The sequence below is a fragment of the Clostridiales bacterium genome (assembly GCA_015243575.1).
Classification (GTDB): domain Bacteria; phylum Bacillota; class Clostridia; order Peptostreptococcales; family Anaerovoracaceae; genus Anoxybacterium; species Anoxybacterium hadale.
In genome coordinates this window covers 3,528,554-3,545,291 of record CP042469.1, presented here as the reverse complement: position 1 = coordinate 3,545,291, position 16,738 = coordinate 3,528,554, and the positions used below count along the sequence as shown (strand labels likewise).

Sequence of the window (16,738 nt, the reverse complement as noted above, 5' to 3'; positions counted from 1 at the left end):
TTGAGAAATTAAATTCCGTAGGAAAACCAATATTAAAGAAGACAATGCTGTCGCCCTGGCGACAGCATTCCGTTTATACAGTAAAAATATCAGTTTTACATAGTAGAAAGTATCATTTCCTAACAGCAGTTAACTTCGATAGAAGGGTGAGCAAGTATGCACTTTTGGTCCATAAATTTCTCAATCATATATATAGCTGCACTATTTAGCATCAGCTACTTTTTTATAAGAAAAGCAGTACATTCCTATGAGGAATACAATCTGTGCGGCCGGTCGCTGACCTTTGCTTATATCATTATGACATATTTAGGGACGTGGGTCGGCGGGGGAAGCATCATCGGTCTCGTAGGACTTTCTTATCTCAGCGGGCTAAGTAATTATTGGGTGCTGAGCATTCCGTACCTAATCGGGTTTCCTTTTGCCTTTTTATTTATCACAAGAATCCGTAAATTGCGTCAATACAGCATCGGGGACATGATGGCACTACGATTTCCCAAATATCATGAGGCGGTCAGGATTCCCACTGCGATTGCAATTTTAATCAGGAATGTAACGGTCATCGGGATGCAGTTCAGTGCCATTTCTTTTTTAGTAGTCTATGTTTTTGGTATTGATCGAAAGCTTGCCATTTTGTTGATTTTCATCACCATAACGTGCTATACGGCACTCAGCGGACTATGGGGGATCGTGGGAACCGATATTCTGCAAGGGGTGATGCAAGCTGCGGGCCTGATTTTGCTTTTCGTCCAGAGCCTGAAATTAAGCGGGGGATGGACCCGGGCAAGCCAATATTTTGAGTCCATTGACCATACGGAGTATCTGTATTTGCTGGACAGCACTAATTGGTGGAGTCAGATGGGCATCTACGTCTTAACCATTGGATTGTTTTTCCTCATCGGTGATCAAGGGGACTGGCAGAAGCTGAATTCCTGCAAGAGTGATAAAGTGGCCTTTTGGGGATATTTAACACCGTTGTGTGCTGCCATGCTCTGGCTGCTGATTCCTGCCTATGTTGGCATTTTTCAAAGGGTAACGATTCCAAGGGATGTCTCATCAGAGCTAGCTACTTTCCAAATGATCACGCAGATGTTCTCCCCGTATCTGGGGGCGTTTGTCATCGTATGCTTACTGGCTGCGGTGACCTCGTCGGCGGATTCCTTCCTTTTAGCCTCAGGGCTGACCTTTTCTAGAGATATCGTAAAAGGATTCTTGAATCCCGATGCAAGTGACAGGGAACTGATATTCTGGAACCGTTTTTTTGTTCTGATTGCTGGAGGTATGGGGTTCACCTTTGCCATCAGCATTCTAAATGTGATCAACCTTTGGATCACGGGACTTGTGCTGAGCACTTCCATTTTGCTGATTCCGTATTTGTTTGCTTGGTTTTCCAAGAGAATGAACACAGAAGGAGTCCTTACGGGAATGGCAGCTGGCGGGTTTTCCTCTTTGCTCTGGATGCTGCTGGGAAGCCCCTTTGGTATGCATCCTATCTGGGTCGGGATCGGAATCAATCTTATCTGCAGCTTTGGGGTCAGCCTGGTGACACAGAAACCGCTTGGGGAAGAAGTGGAGCAAACTTACTACTGGTCACCGAATTTCAAGGGGGTTAAGAATATCCCCTAATCAGTGCGTCTCAAGTCTATATAGGAATCGCAAGCCATCTGGTTGAATCAGTATGGCTTATTTCTTTTTTTGAATTTCCACAATTTTCGAAAAATTTGCTTGACTCGATAAATCTATTAATGCATAATGAAATAAATTTATATAAATTATTATAAAAGGTGATAAAAATGAATTATCAAAGAGACGTTATGAACGCTGCCGTCGTAAACTTCAAACCCGATGCCGGCAACAAGAAAAACAACCTGAAAAGGATCGTGGAATTTTCCATTGCAGCAGCAAAGCGCGGAGCAGACCTGGTCGTGTTTCCTGAATTGTGCCTTACCGGATACGATTATTTTGTAAGCGAAAAAATTGAGTTGAGTGAGAAGCTTGCTATGGCGGAAACCATAGAGGGACCAGCTTGTACAAGCATTGTTGAGGTGGCAGAAAAATACGGAATCTATATCGTGTTTGGAATGGCAGAAAAGCTGGAAGACAGCGCAAAGCTTATTTATAATTCCGCCATTGCGGTAGGTCCGAAGGGCGTCATCGGTTCTTACCGAAAAATTCATCCCTTTGATTCGGAAAACAAATATTTTGTCAAAGGTGACACACCATTCCTGTTTGATACCCCATGGGGGCCCATTTCTATTGGAATCTGCTACGATACCTATCAATTCCCGGAACTGATGAGATACTATGTCTCAAAGGGTTCAAGGCTCTACCTGAATCCCACTGCAGTCATTGAAGAAATCCCCAAAGAAGGGAGCCGGCAGGCCTTTTTGAATTATTACGGGCCAACGCTTGAGTACGGTGTCCTTTGCAATACGATTTTTGTTGCAAGTGCAAATTTGACCGGCTATGACGATACCAGCTATTTTGGGGGTGGAAGTGCTGTGATAGGGCCTAAGATTACACCGTTCTTTGAAACGGATGTGGCCTATTACGCAGGAGATAAGAATAATGTTCAGGAAGGCGTCTATCTTGCAACCATCGATCTGTCACTGGCAAAAAGGCGTCTGATGGATGACACGGGGGCAGCAGCAGAGCCGGATTACAGACCGGAGCTCTATAAAAAATTTATCTGAGAAATCAATGATTTGAAAAGTGCGCGCCTGGAAAAATCAACGGTTCTCTATGAATTATTTTTTTAAGGAGGAACTCTTCATGGAAGAAAGAATTCAAAGCGGGCAGGGCTTTCGCCGCACGCTGAAGCTGTATCATTTGACGTTATTCGGATTGGCTTATTTGACACCGATGATTGTCTACGGTATTTATGGGGTCATCTCAACAACGACCCATGGTGTGGAAGCCGGAGCCTATCTCACCGCGGTAGTTGCCATGCTATTTACTGCCTTAAGTTATTGCCACATGGTAAAGGCATTTCCCGTTGCAGGTTCGGCTTACACCTACACCAGAAAAGCCATCAACCCCAATTTTGGTTTTATGATCGGCTGGGCGATCCTGCTTGATTACATATTTATACCCATGGCAATCTGGCTCATTGGGGCATCCTTCTTTAATGCTGCGATTCCAAGCATTCCGCCTTGGGTGTGGGTTTTGTTCTTTATCATTGTCACGACCATCATCAATATCATCGGTGTGAAAATCGGAGCTAACGTTAATGTCACCATGGTGGTAATACAGCTTATGGTAATCCTGGCCTTCGTTATTTTTACCGTCAAGGCAGTAATGAACGGTGCTGGCGAAGGAACTCTGCTGTCGATGAGTCCGTTTTACAACCCCGATGTCTCTTTTAACTTTGTTGTAGCCGGAGCGGCAATTGCATGTTATTCTTTCCTTGGGTTTGATGCGGTTTCCACCTTTGTTGAAGAGGCTGTAGATCCGCTGAAGACCATCCCAAGAGCAATCATGCTCACAACGATCATCGGAGGCGTGATCTTTATCGCGGTAACCTACTTTACCCATCTTTCTCATCCCAGCTATGAGTATGCGGATGCGGGCAATGCTGCATTTGAGATTGCAAAGGAAGTGGCGCCTGCGGTATTCGGAACAATCTTTTTGCTAGGAATGATTATTGCGCAATTTGCTTCCGGTATCTCAGCTCAGGCCAGTGGTGCTCGTCTGATGTACGCAATGGGCCGGGACGGCGTCCTTCCTAAGAAAATCTTCGGTGTGCTGAACAGCAGGTTCAATACGCCTGTTACCAGCGTGGTTATCACAGGGGTTATCGCTTTGTTAGCTTTAAAACTCAGCGTCACTACTTCAACCTCTTTTATCAACTTTGGTGCTTTTTCAGCGTTCACTTTTGTAAATGTATCGGTAATCGCACATTACTTTATCAAGGAGCGGAGACGTTCTGCGGGAGAGGCCATCCTGTTTTTCCTCCTTCCGTTGCTGGGTGCTCTTGCAGATCTTTATCTGCTGGTGCATCTTGACAAAGCTGCTTTGATTCTAGGAGGCAGCTGGGCTGCTATTGGTTTGGTCTACTTGGTTTATCTGACGAAAGGCTTTAAAGTGGCTCCTCCGGATATGGCCATCGATGAATAGAGAAAGCCTTGCTGCGACGAGTCGGAATGTGCTAAAATTTCGATAAAATAGAATCAGCAAGATAGAATAAGAAAGAAAACAGCCCCGATTGTCAGAACGATAACTGACCTTTGGGGCTGGTGATTTTATTCGAAGAAATGGATTTCACTTAAAAAATACCTGGGGCAAACCTAGCGTATGATTCTCGTTGGTAAAGACAGAGAAAAAGAAACGAAGAAAATTTAGTGCGGATGCGTTATAATGGTAAAAAACAGAAAGGAGACGCCTATGGTTTCGCTGCATTTTTATCGATTGTTATTCTATTTCACAGTGATCTGGCTAGTTGCAGGAATCATCTTCGTCTGCTGTTCCATGATCAGGTATTTCGTAAAGAAACGACTGGTGGGAGGAGGTCCCAAGCATCAATGACATCTGCTTCACTAATCGGATACGGGATTCTATTTGGTTTTGGTATCCTCTTTATTGCCATTGCCCATACTGCGAATCAGAGGTATTCTCATCATACCCTGGAAGGTTTTGTCCTGGCGGGTAGAGCTCTGCCCTTTGGTTATCTATCAGCGGCGCTGTTTGTCTCCTGGACTTGGACAACCAGTATTATCGGTTCAGCCGAAGCCGCGATGCAATACGGTATTTCTGGCGGGATTAATTATACGCTATGGGCTAATCTACCGTTCCTTTTGTTTATCCCATTTGTAGTGAGACTGCGAAGGCTCATGCCGGAGGCGATGACGGTCACTGAATTTATTGGGGAGCGGTACAATCCTTTACTTAAGGATATCTACTTTGTTTTTGCTTCTGTCGTGGCAATGTTTGTTTTGATTGAACAGGCCGTAGGCGTTGGAATGGTATTTGAGGGTGTTTTTCAGATTCCGTTCAAGGTGACTGTCTTTCTCACGATTATGATTGTAACGGTGTATATTTCCATGGCAGGGATTCGAGGGGCTGTCTATAATAGCATTTTGCAGTTTGTTCTTATTAATATACTATTTCTTTTGATCATCTGGGTTGTGCTGGATAAGCTGGACTTGAATCAAATCTACGAAGTGTTGAAGCAAAAGGCATATGCACCGGACCGGGCAGATCCAGGAGAGATGCTGCGAGTCAATTCCATTCAGGGGTTTAAATACGGAATTATTGCGTTAGTGGTCGCCACTGGGCAAATTTTCTTGGATCAGGGCTGGTACTCCATGTCGCTATCTGGTTCCAGTACGAAAAACATGGTCTGGGGTCTGATCTTTGGCATTTTTATTCTTTGGATGCCCATTCCACTCATCAGTGCAGTAATATTCGGTCACGGTTCTCTATCTCTCAGCATGGGAGTGGAAGTGGCTTCTTCAACCTCTGACTGGCCGCTCTATTTTATGAGCCACTTTAGTAATGCAAAATATGAGATGGTATTTGCTATGCTGATCTTTATCATCGGAACTGGCGCCAGTGCCAAGTGTCTCGTTGGATTGCAGGCACTTTTTACGGTGGATTATTATAAGAGCAAGATCAAACGAGATGCGAATACACGGGAGAAAATCCGGTTTGGACGCATTATTATTGTTTGTCTTGGCTTCTTGTGTGCCGCTATTGCAATTGCGCTGGAGGGAATCCCGCTGCTGCAGATCGATACCTTTTGCGGTATTTTCTTTGCGGCCCCGTGTGGTGCGCTAATCGGCGGGATGTACTATGATAAGATGAATGGACGGGTTGCACTGGTTTCCATCGTTTTGGGACTTGTTGCCGGTTTTGGCACCTGGCTTTTCAGGGAGAACGGCTGGTTTGTGGGCAGTATTCTTTCTTTGATTGTGCCTGTAATTGTTATCCTTGCCGGTGCTTTGTTTGAGAAGGATCGGTATAATTTCTATCGGCTGAGGCAGTATCGGGGGTAAGGTCTGCATTGTTGATGTTGCTTATAAAATTTGACATAATAATTTTTAAGTGCTAATATAAATACAAAGAGGTGCTATCGGTAAACGGTTGGCCCGAAAATTAGCTGTTTAAATAAACCGCATGTTTCTCAGGCAAGGCGGTTTATTTCTTTTTTGTGATCGTGTATGTAATGAACACAACTTGCAGAATAAAAGCCATAAAGGCTATAGTCTCAGCTGTTGACATACGCATCACCCCCCCCCTTGCGGGGGCTAACCGCCTACCGTGTCTCAGATAGCACCTAATTTACTGTAGCATAACTACGAAAAAAATCACTACTTTTTACAAAAAATACAAATTTAGGATAGTCGTATTGCTCGCTATTCGAAAGGCCTCACCACGTTCGCGCCGTTTCTGGTTCTCGCCCGCCAGATCAATAACAAAAAACATCCTATCTTACGATAAGATGTTTTTTGTTACTGGTACACCATCGCGGGCTCGAACCGCGGACAAAGTGCTGACGCACTTTCCAAGGGGGCGCTGCCCCCTCTTGGCGACAAGCCGCCATGCTTCACCAATGAAAATCACAGGACACCCTGACTCTTAATCAGGGTGTCTGGAGCATGGCTTTCCTTGTCTGTCACCCCCGAAGCGGTGTTCCGCTTGCCCAGCCAACTTGATAAAGGCAAGCTCTATGTGGGAGAATTCTTCCCCCACGCCCCCCGCGTCCGCAGTTCTCGCCCGCCAGATCCTTGAAGAAATAACAAAAAAAACATCCTACCTTACGATAAGATGTTTTTTTGTTACTGGTACACCATCGCGGGCTCGAACCGCGGACACCCTGATTAAGAGTCAGGTGCTCTACCAACTGAGCTAATGATGCACATTGGCTGCCGCCCGGCTAAGAGCCGGCGGGCCTATTTTAAAAACCAAGATTGTCTCTTGTGTTTTGGCACTTTTATAGTGTAACAGCAGAAGGATAGCTTGTCAACCAAAATTTTAAAAAACTTTTTGGCAAGCAATAAAGAAAAATAATGAAAAAAAATAGGGCAGAATAGAGATTATCATCTCTATTCTGCCCTATCATCTGCCGGTAAAAATGTCAATTTATTGGTTGCTGGCCAGTGGTTCATCATTGGCTGCGTGGTTTTCATACCAAAGGTCATCGGCTCTGGTTTTCCAGGCGGCGGCTACTTCTCTGCAGCGTCCGCAGAGTTCATCCACGTCTTCCGGGTGCTGTAGATCGGTGGAGTAAGCGCCTGAAGTATGCACCATGGAAGCGAGTTTTTCCGGATTGTCAAGGAGTGGGCATGGGCGCAGATAATTGTCGCTGAACGGTTGATTCTTTCGGTATTGCATAAAGAGCGGGGATTGAAGTGCTTCAAGCAGCGACTGTTTTTTAATGTTGGAATTTGCATAATGAATAAACGCGCAGGGCTCAATATCACCCGCTGCATTGATGTGTAGATAGCAGCGGCCTCCGGCAATGCAGCCCTTGACATATTCACCGTCATTCCAGAAATCCATGGTGAAAAGCGGCTTGCTCTTTCTGAATTTCCGGATTTGATGATAGAGAAATTCACGCTGCTCAGCAGTTGCAATGAGGTCTTCTGCAGCATCCTTTCCAACGGGAATATAGGTAAAGAGCCAAGCGAACTTGCAGCCTCGTGCAATCATTTCGTCAATATAGGCTTCGCTTCCAATCACCTCGGCGTTTTTTCTGTGATAGCAGGTGGAAAAGCCAAAGGGAAGCCGTTTGGACTTCAGCAAATCCATGGCCTTAATGACGGCTTGATAAGTACCCTTGCCCCGCCTAAGATCTGTCTCTTCTTCAAAGCCTTCAACGCTGATTGCAGGGATAAAGTTTTTGACTCGGAGCATTTCATCAGCAAAGTCCTCATCGATGAGGGTTCCGTTAGTAAAAGCAGAAAACACGGCATCACTGTGCTTCTCGCAAAGACGGATAATGTCCTTTTTCCGCACGAGCGGCTCGCCGCCGGTGAAGATGAACATATGCATCCCCAGCTCTTTTGCCTGTCTGATAATATCATCCAGCTGATCGTAGCTCATGGAGAGCTTGTCGCCATATTCTGCAGCCCAACAGCCTGTGCAGTGAAGATTGCAGGCAGAGGTGGGATCAAGCAAAAGGGTCCATGGAATATTACAATTGTACTTGTTTTCCAGCTCCTTTTTTTTGCGGTATCGCAGGATCAAAGAATTTACGATAAAATTTTCGAAAATTGTTTTTCTCACACCGTCATCAATATCGGTATAAAGGCTTTTCATCAGTATGTTCCAATTGCTGCATGGATCACTAAGGGCTTCCTTGGCTAGCCTGCATGGTGTGGCGTATTCGTGGCTGATATCAAATTTCTCGATCCAATCGATCACCTTTGGAATATTCTCGTCTGGGCTGGAGTCAAGATAAGCAATCGCCTTTCTTAGACCATAGGCTTCAATCATTTCTTTCGTTTTACCCAAAACAATCATCTCCTTCTTACTAAGGAAACGCTGACTCATTCCAGGCACGTATTCGATCGGAAAACCACCATTTGCTAAATCCGCATTTCCATAAGACACATGTTTCTGCAATAATTATATCTCGTACTACTAAAATAACATTGCACTAATGTTACAAATTGTCAAAAACAGAAACTCCGGTCAATAATTTATACGGAAAAGCAAGAAAAAAAATTCCTATAATTACCGGTAATAGTTCGAAAGCATCTGAACAAAATAAGAAACAAGGAGGGATGAACAATGAAAAGTAAAATGAACAATTCGTCGTGCGGTACGGACAAAGACGGATCGGTCAGAAACTGCACAGGAAATTCATCAGTTGATTCCACTAAAAATCAAGGCGATTTAAGAGAATTCAAGAATCAGGGTGATATGAGAGATGTCACAGATTATAGTGGGAACAAAAAGAGGATTAATATGACCAATTCGGACTATTAGTTCGGACCTGAGTTGGTAATTTTGTAAAATAGCTGATCATCTAAAGCGGAATTGATGACAAGGTTATTATATAACCATTCATCAGATCGGAAGTGATGATTTGGTTATTCATGAAATCTCTCTTTAAATAATAGGGTGGGTATTATGTATACCCGCTCTTTTTACGTTGTTCTCATTGATATTCCTAACTTTTTGTATTATAATAGTTCCATCTATTGACAAGCAACTTTGCCTTTTTCACCAAAGGGCGCAATGTGGCTTTGGTGAAAAAAGAAATAACGCAAATTAAAGTTGACAAAGGTACTCAATATGGAAAACAACAGTATATTTTCAGACCGAATTGCTGAGTGGTTTGGCCCGACGGGCCTACCCTCTATATCGTTGTGGGAAGCAGTGCTCATAATAGCAGCAGTGTTTCTTCTTTTGGTTGCAATTCTTTGGCTCGCGCTGAGAAAAGCGAGGTTGTGGTATTGGAAAACGGAAGTTCAACTCAATACTCTGAAAAATATTGAGAACCGACTGAAAAATGTGGAAGAAAAGGTTACGCAGAGCACAGTTGCTTTGCTGGAAACTACTGATGCGGAAGTTCCCATAACGGAGACCGCGCTGGCACCGGATGCCGAACCGATTAGGCAGAAGCAGAAAACCGCTTTATGGGATGACGGATCGACTGCCGTTGGAAAAAGCGGCAAGGTATATACTGAAGCGGAATTAGAGATGCAAATCAGAGAATAAACGGAGGATCGAGTTATGTATTGTAGAATGTGCGGCGCTCAGCTGAACGGTACCGATCGCTTCTGTAAAATATGCGGGACAAGAATAGATAGTGAGAAACCTGCAGAATCCCCAGAAACGATTGAAAGGAAAGCAGAAATAACAGAAGAAGTAGTTTTCAATCCTCCCTACGAAGAGGAGCCACACCATAACCGTTTTTATCTGGTGGAGGACAAAACTGACGCTCCGGCTGGAGGAAAAGAGGAACTTAAAGGGTTTATCTCTGATCAAGAGCTTGAGAAGCAAAGACAAAATGAGGAACTTCGAGAAAATACGGATACACGAAGGGTGATTTCCTCAAATGAGTTTCAATGGAATGTACATGATTTTGCAAAAACCAAAAAGACAGAAGAGGCTGTGTTCAACTGGAATCTAGAGGATTACAGCAAGCCTGAGCAAAAGGAAGCTGCGGCTGCCTTTCTGGAAGAAGAATTGTTCCGGGAGATTAGGGATGAATCTTATCGGGTCAAGGAAACAAATATTGAACGATTCTTTACCTTCAGCAAAAAAAATGAAGAATTCCAAAAGCTGCTCGACAAGGAATACGAAAAACTGAAACGGAACCCTTATTCACTCGATTCGGAGAACGCGAAGGAAGAGAACCGGGCGCAGAACGATGAAAAAGCGAAAATCTCAGAAGAGAGCAAGGTTTCCTCTGTGGAAAGCATCTCGGATCAGAATTATGAAAGCGCGCAGACAGAAGCCTCGCAGGTCGCAGCACCGCATCCAGAAGCTCTGAATACAGAAATTCCGCAGGCCGCAGTACCCCATACGGAAATGGCAAAAGCTCGTGCTGATTACTTCGGCGATGGTTTGATCAAGGATAATGAATTCATCATAAAAAAGCTGGGCGATGCGAAACCGGAAGAGGAGACGCTCACAGCCGAATTGAATCAAAGACTATCCGGAGAGAAGCCTCAAGAAGAACCGGGGCAGCTTCAGATAGAGACTACGGACGAGGATTTGGCGGAAAAGAGTGGGGAAGAACTTGCGGAAGCACTGCAAAAGATGACCCATGAGAACGCTTCTGATGAAGATGGAGGGGCTTCCAAATTGGAGGCGCTGTTCGGGAAAATTCCAACTGCTGAAAGTGAAAAAACGGCAGCGGCGGGAAAGACTGCGGAAACAGATCAGACTGCAATAGGGCAGGCGGAACTGCAACAAGAGGGAACAGAACCACTAAAACCTGAACAAGCTGAAACTGAGCCATTGGAACCAGAACAGGCCGAACCACAACAAGTGGAAACTAAGCCATTAAAATCGGAGCAAGCGGAGTCTGAGCAGGAGACACCGGAGCTGTGGGGTTCAACTGAGACTGGAGCGCAGCCCCATCAGGAGGAAAAAACAGTATTCGGTGCAGGCTGGGGAGTTATGGATGAAGAGAACCGCAGCAGCAGAAGGAAACACCGAGCGGGGCAGATTGTTTTAATTATTATCGCAATTATTCTGGTTTTTGAAATTGCAATCCTGTCCATTCGTTTCTTTGCTCCAGGAAGCGAAGCTACTCGAATCATTGACGAAACCCAGACAAAAATCATAAATATAGTGTCGGGTTGGGTTGACGGAATAAACGGACTTATTTCAGGGAATGATTCCAATCAGGATAATGAACAAAACGGTGAAGTAAAAGAAGGGGAGGAAAACCAACCCGATGTGGAAAAGCCTGTTGTTCCGGAGGTGCCAAAGGCAGACCCGGTACCAATGGCAGACAAAGCCGCCTTGGTGGCAACACAGCTTCACAAAAACAGCAATATCCAGAAGGTCATTAATAACGATGCGCTGGTATTTGACAGCGGCAAGGATTATGGAATTGCTGACCTGAATAAATCGAAGCCCATTGAAAACAACATCTGGATGGAGAAAGACGGGCAAACCGTTTATTATGATCAATCGATAGTGGGCACCATTATCGCTTTTGATTCCCAGTGGATCGATTATGTGAATGATGGAAATAAAGCCGTGCTGAGCTTGATGAAAAAGGATAGTGCGGCATATAAAAATGCGATAGGATTTTCGAAAGTAAAAAAGATCAAAGAGGCCTTCAACGTACTGGAGATCGGAGAAATTCGTCAAGGGTCGGACGGATTCTACGTATGGGTGCATGAAGAGATAGAAATAACAGAAAAAGGAGTAACAACAGCGAAAAAATACAACTGGATATATTACCTTGAACCGGTGGATGGAAACTTGAATATTGTTAACTATTTTAAATTCAAATAACAAAACAAGAGCATGAAGGAGATGTTAAAATGGCAACAAATTCAAGGTTCGAAAGAAGCAGGATCGCCGCGGGAAACGTTGCGTATTCAGCCTCAAGGACAACAATCGAGACCGCGTTTTATGGCAACAACGTGGAAAAGATCTTCGATCTGTCCAAGGCATACGAAATGGCAGCAAACTCCGCAGGAACCATTATCACAGATATGCCTGTATTCGAACCTGAAACAATCGGTTTGCCCGAAGGAGCAAAAGTTCTTTTGTTCAATGACGGAGAAACCGTAGGGAGATTTGCGGGAGCAAGAATCATTCTCGGAGAAAAAGGGGTAAATGAAGCAGACTATGCGGCAATTCTAAGAGAGGCTGTATATGGAACCAGGTACAAAAGGATGCTGCACACCCAGTCCTATATTGGGCTGGACAGGGATTTCATGGTACGAGCCAACCTGCTGGTGCCGGAAACCTACGAGAACACGCTTTATAACTGGCTCTTAAACTTCCAATACCTCAATTCGACGTATGACGAGATGTATGCAAAATCCGCAGTCCTCGGAACCGAGCCGGATATCTATATCCTGTCAGACCCAGACTGGAAAGACCCTAGATATCCAAACGGTATCGCCTACTTCGATCCGGAGCATAATTGCGCAGCCCTGCTCGGACTGCGGTACTTCGGAGAACACAAAAAGGGAACTTTGACCATCGCATGGGGCATCGCAAGCAGATGCGGATATGCATCCTGCCATGGAGGCCTGAAACGGATGGTCAGAAAAGACGGCAAAAAACATGTCATGGGCGTTTTCGGACTTTCCGGTTCAGGAAAATCGACGCTGACCCATGCGAAGCACGACGGAAAATATGACGTTACCGTGCTTCATGATGATGCCTACGTAATCTCCTCTGAAAATGGGCAGGCGGTGGCACTGGAGCCATCCTACTTTGATAAGACACAGGATTATCCGCTGACCTCGCCGGACAACAAGTTTCTGATCACGGTGCAAAACTGTGGGGCAACCATAGATGCAGAAGGCAAACTCGTGATTGTGACAGAAGACATCCGAAATGGAAATGGCAGAGCAATTAAGTCAAAGCTCTGGGCTGCCAATCGTGTGGATAAAATGGATGAATCCATCAATTCCATCGTTTGGCTCATGAAAGATCCCTCTCTGCCTCCTGTGGTAAAGCTTGAAAATCCCATCCTCGCCTCGGTAATGGGGGCGGTGCTGGCTACAAAGCGTACCACAGCAGAAAAGATAGCAGATGGAGTCGATAAGGATGCTCTGGTCTTTGAACCTTATGCCAACCCATTCAGAACCTATCCTCTTTCGGAGGACTATGAAAAATTCAAAGCCTTGTTTGAGGAAAGAGGTGTCCAGTGTTACATAATCAATACGGGTCATTTTCTTGAAAAGAAAATTCCTAAGGAAGTTACCATAGGAATCATCGAAAGCATTGTAGATGAAACGGCTGAATTTAAGGCCTTCGGAAGCATGACGGATATAAAGACCATAGAGATAGAGGGTTTTGTTCCGGATTTCAAAGATAAGGACTACGTGGATCTGCTCGTCAGGGGAATGAGCAACAGAATCAACTATCTAAACTCCTTATACGATTATAAAGGCGGAAGGGACTACCTGCCTGAGGAAGCGAAGGCAGCCATTGCCAAGTTGATTGAGGGGCATAGATAGTGGGTAAATAAATTAAAATATTCAAAAAACGAGTGGTTCAGCTATAGGGAAATATTCACTACGGGCTGAAACCGCATGTGCCAGGCCCCTTTAAAATCAGGGGACTGGCGCTGTCATTCTAAAGAAAGAAAGAAGGGGGAACATTAATTTGAAAAAGACAAGACTAGGACTAGGCGTTATCATCGTGATTTTAATGGTGGTAGCTGCAGGCTTCGGAGGTTTGGTCAATTTCGCAACCGATTACCTTTGGTTTAAGGAGCTTGGCTATACTAGCGTATTCTTCAAACAGCTGATTACACAGCTTGAAATTGGAATACCATCCTTCTTGATCATCATGGTACTGACTTATTTCTATTTAAGGGTACTAAAAAGAGGCTATTATAAAAGGGTTGATACAGTGGATGCTCCTGCTGTAAGCGAAAAAACACTGAACAGGATATCCCTTGGCCTTGGGGCCGCCTTTGGCGTACTCGTGACCATCACCACTGTTACTGGGCTGTGGTTTCAAATTCTAAAGTACTTTAACAGCTCATCGTTCGGTGTCAAAGATCCTATTTTTGGTCTCGACGTATCCTTCTATATTTTCAGATTAGAGTTCATCACCCAACTGAATCAGATTGCCATCGGTATCGTACTTGCCTTTGCAGCACTGACTCTGATCTATTATTTTATTCTTCTATCCATGAGAAGACCGAAAATATTCGACCAGCAAGCCAATGCTCAGACAAATTACAGCGAATATGGTGAGGACGGCCAGAGCTATCGCAATAACAATAATTTTGGGAATGCTTTTAATGGACTGTTCGGTGAGGCCTTTGGCAAATTCGGGCAGAGTTTTAACGGAGGCCAGGGTTTCGGAGGGGGAGGACAGAGTCCCTTTGGGAATAGCAGCAAAAACTCCTCTAGCAAGCTCAACAATGAAAATCTAAAAGAGCTGCTGCACATCGCATCCAATCAGCTGACGGTGCTTGGTGTTATTTTCTTCCTGATGGTTGGAGCCAACTTCTTCCTAAGGCAGTATGATTTGTTGTATTCACACACGGGTGTACTTTACGGAGCCGGATTTACAGATATCAACGTAACTCTTTGGGTATACCGAGCGATGATCGTATTATCTATTTTGGCAGCGATCTTCTTTGCCTTGGGCATCAAACGTAAAAAATACAAGATGGTGTTTACTGTTCCTATCATTATGATTATTTTGGGAGCAATTGGAACCGGTGCGGCCATCGGGGTGCAGAATCTTGTGGTTTCTCCCGACGAAATCAATAAAGAGAGTCAATATCTGCAGAACAATATCACCTTTACCCAATACGCTTATGACTTGCAGGGCGTAACCATCAAAAACTTCCCGGCGACCAATAGCTTGACAAAGCAGGATATCGCCAATAATATGGGTACGATTCAGAACATTCGAATCAACGATTATGAGCCTGCAAAAAAATTCTACAACCAGACGCAGAGTATTCGACCTTACTATTCGTTCGACGGTGTCGATGTGGATCGATACATGATTAACGGAGAATATACCCAGACCTTCCTTTCTGCCAGAGAAATTGATGAAACAAAGATTCGACAGGAATGGCTTAATAAACATCTAAAATATACCCATGGATATGGTATTACACTTTCCAGAGTAGATAAAGTAACGGCAAGCGGACAGCCGGATATGCTTATAGACAGCATTCCGCCAGTATCAGATGTTGAAGAAATCGATATAACAAGACCTGAAATCTATTTTGGAGAACTGACCGGAAACTATATTCTGGTCAAAACGAATGAAGAAGAATTTGACTATCCAAGCAGAGGTGAAGAAGAGGATAATGTCTACACCACTTATCAAGGGGATGCTGGGATTAAGCTGAGCTTTCTCAACAGAGCCTTATTTGCAATCAAGGAACAGAGTCTGAAGCTGCTGGTGTCCACCAATATCACAAATGAATCCAGAATTATTATCAATCGAAATATTATGGAGAGAGCACAGAAAATCATGCCTTTCCTGCAGTACGATGCGGATCCGTATATTGTGACCGTTGATGGAAAGCTATATTGGATCATCGATGCGTACACAACAAGCAGCTACTATCCGTATTCGGAACCCTATGATCTGATGCGCAGCAACATGAATTACATCAGAAACTCGGTCAAGGTCGTGGTTGATGCGTACAACGGCGATACAAGCTACTATCTGGTAAACGATGAGGATCCTATTGCTGCCACCTATGCCAAGATCTATCCGAAGCTGTTCAAAAACTTCGAAGAGATGCCGGAGTCCCTCAAGGCGCATATAAGGTATCCCAATGCCATGTTTAACATTCAGGCGAATGTCTATAAGAGATATCACATGAATGATGTAAAGGTATTCTATCAGGGAGAGGACTTATGGGATATTTCCAATGAAATATTTGGAACCGAAGAAGTTCAGATGACTCCAAACTACTACGTCATGAAGCTGCCCGGAGAAAGCGATGTTGAGTTTATTAACTCCATACCATATACGCCTTCCGGCAAGCGCAACATGACAGGGCTATTGGTGGCAAGAAACGACGGGCCCCATTACGGACAACTGGTTCTTTATCAGATGCCAAAGGACAGCTTCGTAGACGGACCGATGCAGATAGAATCCCAGATTGACCAGAGTCCTGAAATCTCAAAGGAGTTTTCCCTTTGGAATTCGTCAGGATCAACCTATATCAGAGGAAATCTATTCATAATACCAATAGAAAACTCACTGGTATATGTGGAACCTGTTTATCTGGAGGCTTCAAACACAGGCAGCCTGCCTGAGGTTAAGAGAGTTATCGTAGCTTACGGAGGCAGGATTGCGTATGAGCCGACCTTGGGTGCGGCGCTGGATTCTCTCTTCGGAGCGGGAACCGGAACCCCTGCAGCTCCTGGAGAGGAGCCGCAAGAGCAGCCAGGTGGTGCCCATACTTCGGATGAGTTAATTCGTCTTGCAAATGAAGCCTTTGAAAATGCCACGAGAGCACAGCAGAACGGTGACTGGTCCTCTTATGGACAGTATTTGAACCAGTTAAAGGATTACCTCAATCAGCTGATGCCTCAGGAGACAAACGATCTGGATCAGCAGATCCCGACCGACGAGCAGTAACGGAAAGCGAACTTTTATC

At 44.6% G+C, this 16,738-nt stretch carries 10 protein-coding genes and 1 tRNA gene; 9 read left to right on the top strand and 2 right to left on the bottom strand.

The window, feature by feature from the left end; genetic code table 11:
• The first annotated feature begins 156 nt into the window (after window positions 1-156).
• From FRZ06_15660 to FRZ06_15645, 4 genes are all read left to right on the top strand, one after another.
• Window positions 157-1,623: a sodium:solute symporter family protein gene (locus FRZ06_15660; GenBank protein QOX64675.1), complete on the top strand. Its 1,467-nt coding sequence runs from the start codon at window positions 157-159 to the stop codon at window positions 1,621-1,623.
• A 167-nt stretch (window positions 1,624-1,790) separates the two neighbouring features.
• On the top strand, window positions 1,791-2,690 hold the full coding sequence (locus FRZ06_15655; GenBank protein ID QOX64674.1) for a carbon-nitrogen hydrolase family protein: 900 nt from the start codon (window positions 1,791-1,793) through the stop codon (window positions 2,688-2,690).
• 79 nt (window positions 2,691-2,769) lie between these two features.
• Window positions 2,770-4,113 (top strand): APC family permease, encoded by a 1,344-nt coding sequence (locus FRZ06_15650; GenBank protein ID QOX64673.1) that lies wholly within the window; start codon window positions 2,770-2,772, stop codon window positions 4,111-4,113.
• Window positions 4,114-4,343: 230 nt separating this feature from the next.
• On the top strand, window positions 4,344-5,990 hold the full coding sequence (locus tag FRZ06_15645) for a hypothetical protein (protein ID QOX64672.1): 1,647 nt from the start codon (window positions 4,344-4,346) through the stop codon (window positions 5,988-5,990).
• Window positions 5,991-6,777: 787 nt separating this feature from the next.
• Here FRZ06_15645 and FRZ06_15640 read toward each other — a convergent pair.
• Window positions 6,778-6,853, bottom strand: a tRNA-Lys gene (locus tag FRZ06_15640).
• A 224-nt stretch (window positions 6,854-7,077) separates the two neighbouring features.
• Entirely contained in the window at window positions 7,078-8,460 is a 1,383-nt protein-coding gene (locus FRZ06_15635; GenBank protein QOX65969.1) for a radical SAM protein, read from the bottom strand.
• Between the two features lie 270 nt (window positions 8,461-8,730).
• Here FRZ06_15635 and FRZ06_15630 point away from each other — a divergent pair, with 270 nt between their 5' ends.
• From FRZ06_15630 to FRZ06_15610, 5 genes are all read left to right on the top strand, one after another.
• The gene (locus tag FRZ06_15630; GenBank protein QOX64671.1) at window positions 8,731-8,928 is read left to right on the top strand and encodes a hypothetical protein; all 198 of its coding nucleotides are present in this window, start codon (window positions 8,731-8,733) and stop codon (window positions 8,926-8,928) included.
• 309 nt (window positions 8,929-9,237) lie between these two features.
• The gene (locus FRZ06_15625) at window positions 9,238-9,663 is read left to right on the top strand and encodes a hypothetical protein (GenBank protein QOX64670.1); all 426 of its coding nucleotides are present in this window, start codon (window positions 9,238-9,240) and stop codon (window positions 9,661-9,663) included.
• Between the two features lie 15 nt (window positions 9,664-9,678).
• The gene (locus FRZ06_15620) at window positions 9,679-11,922 is read left to right on the top strand and encodes a hypothetical protein (GenBank protein QOX64669.1); all 2,244 of its coding nucleotides are present in this window, start codon (window positions 9,679-9,681) and stop codon (window positions 11,920-11,922) included.
• Window positions 11,923-11,951: 29 nt separating this feature from the next.
• Complete coding sequence (locus tag FRZ06_15615; protein ID QOX64668.1) at window positions 11,952-13,607, top strand: phosphoenolpyruvate carboxykinase (ATP); 1,656 nt, start codon at window positions 11,952-11,954, stop codon at window positions 13,605-13,607.
• Window positions 13,608-13,800: 193 nt separating this feature from the next.
• The gene (locus FRZ06_15610; protein QOX65968.1) at window positions 13,801-16,719 is read left to right on the top strand and encodes a UPF0182 family protein; all 2,919 of its coding nucleotides are present in this window, start codon (window positions 13,801-13,803) and stop codon (window positions 16,717-16,719) included.
• Window positions 16,720-16,738: the final 19 nt, after the last annotated feature.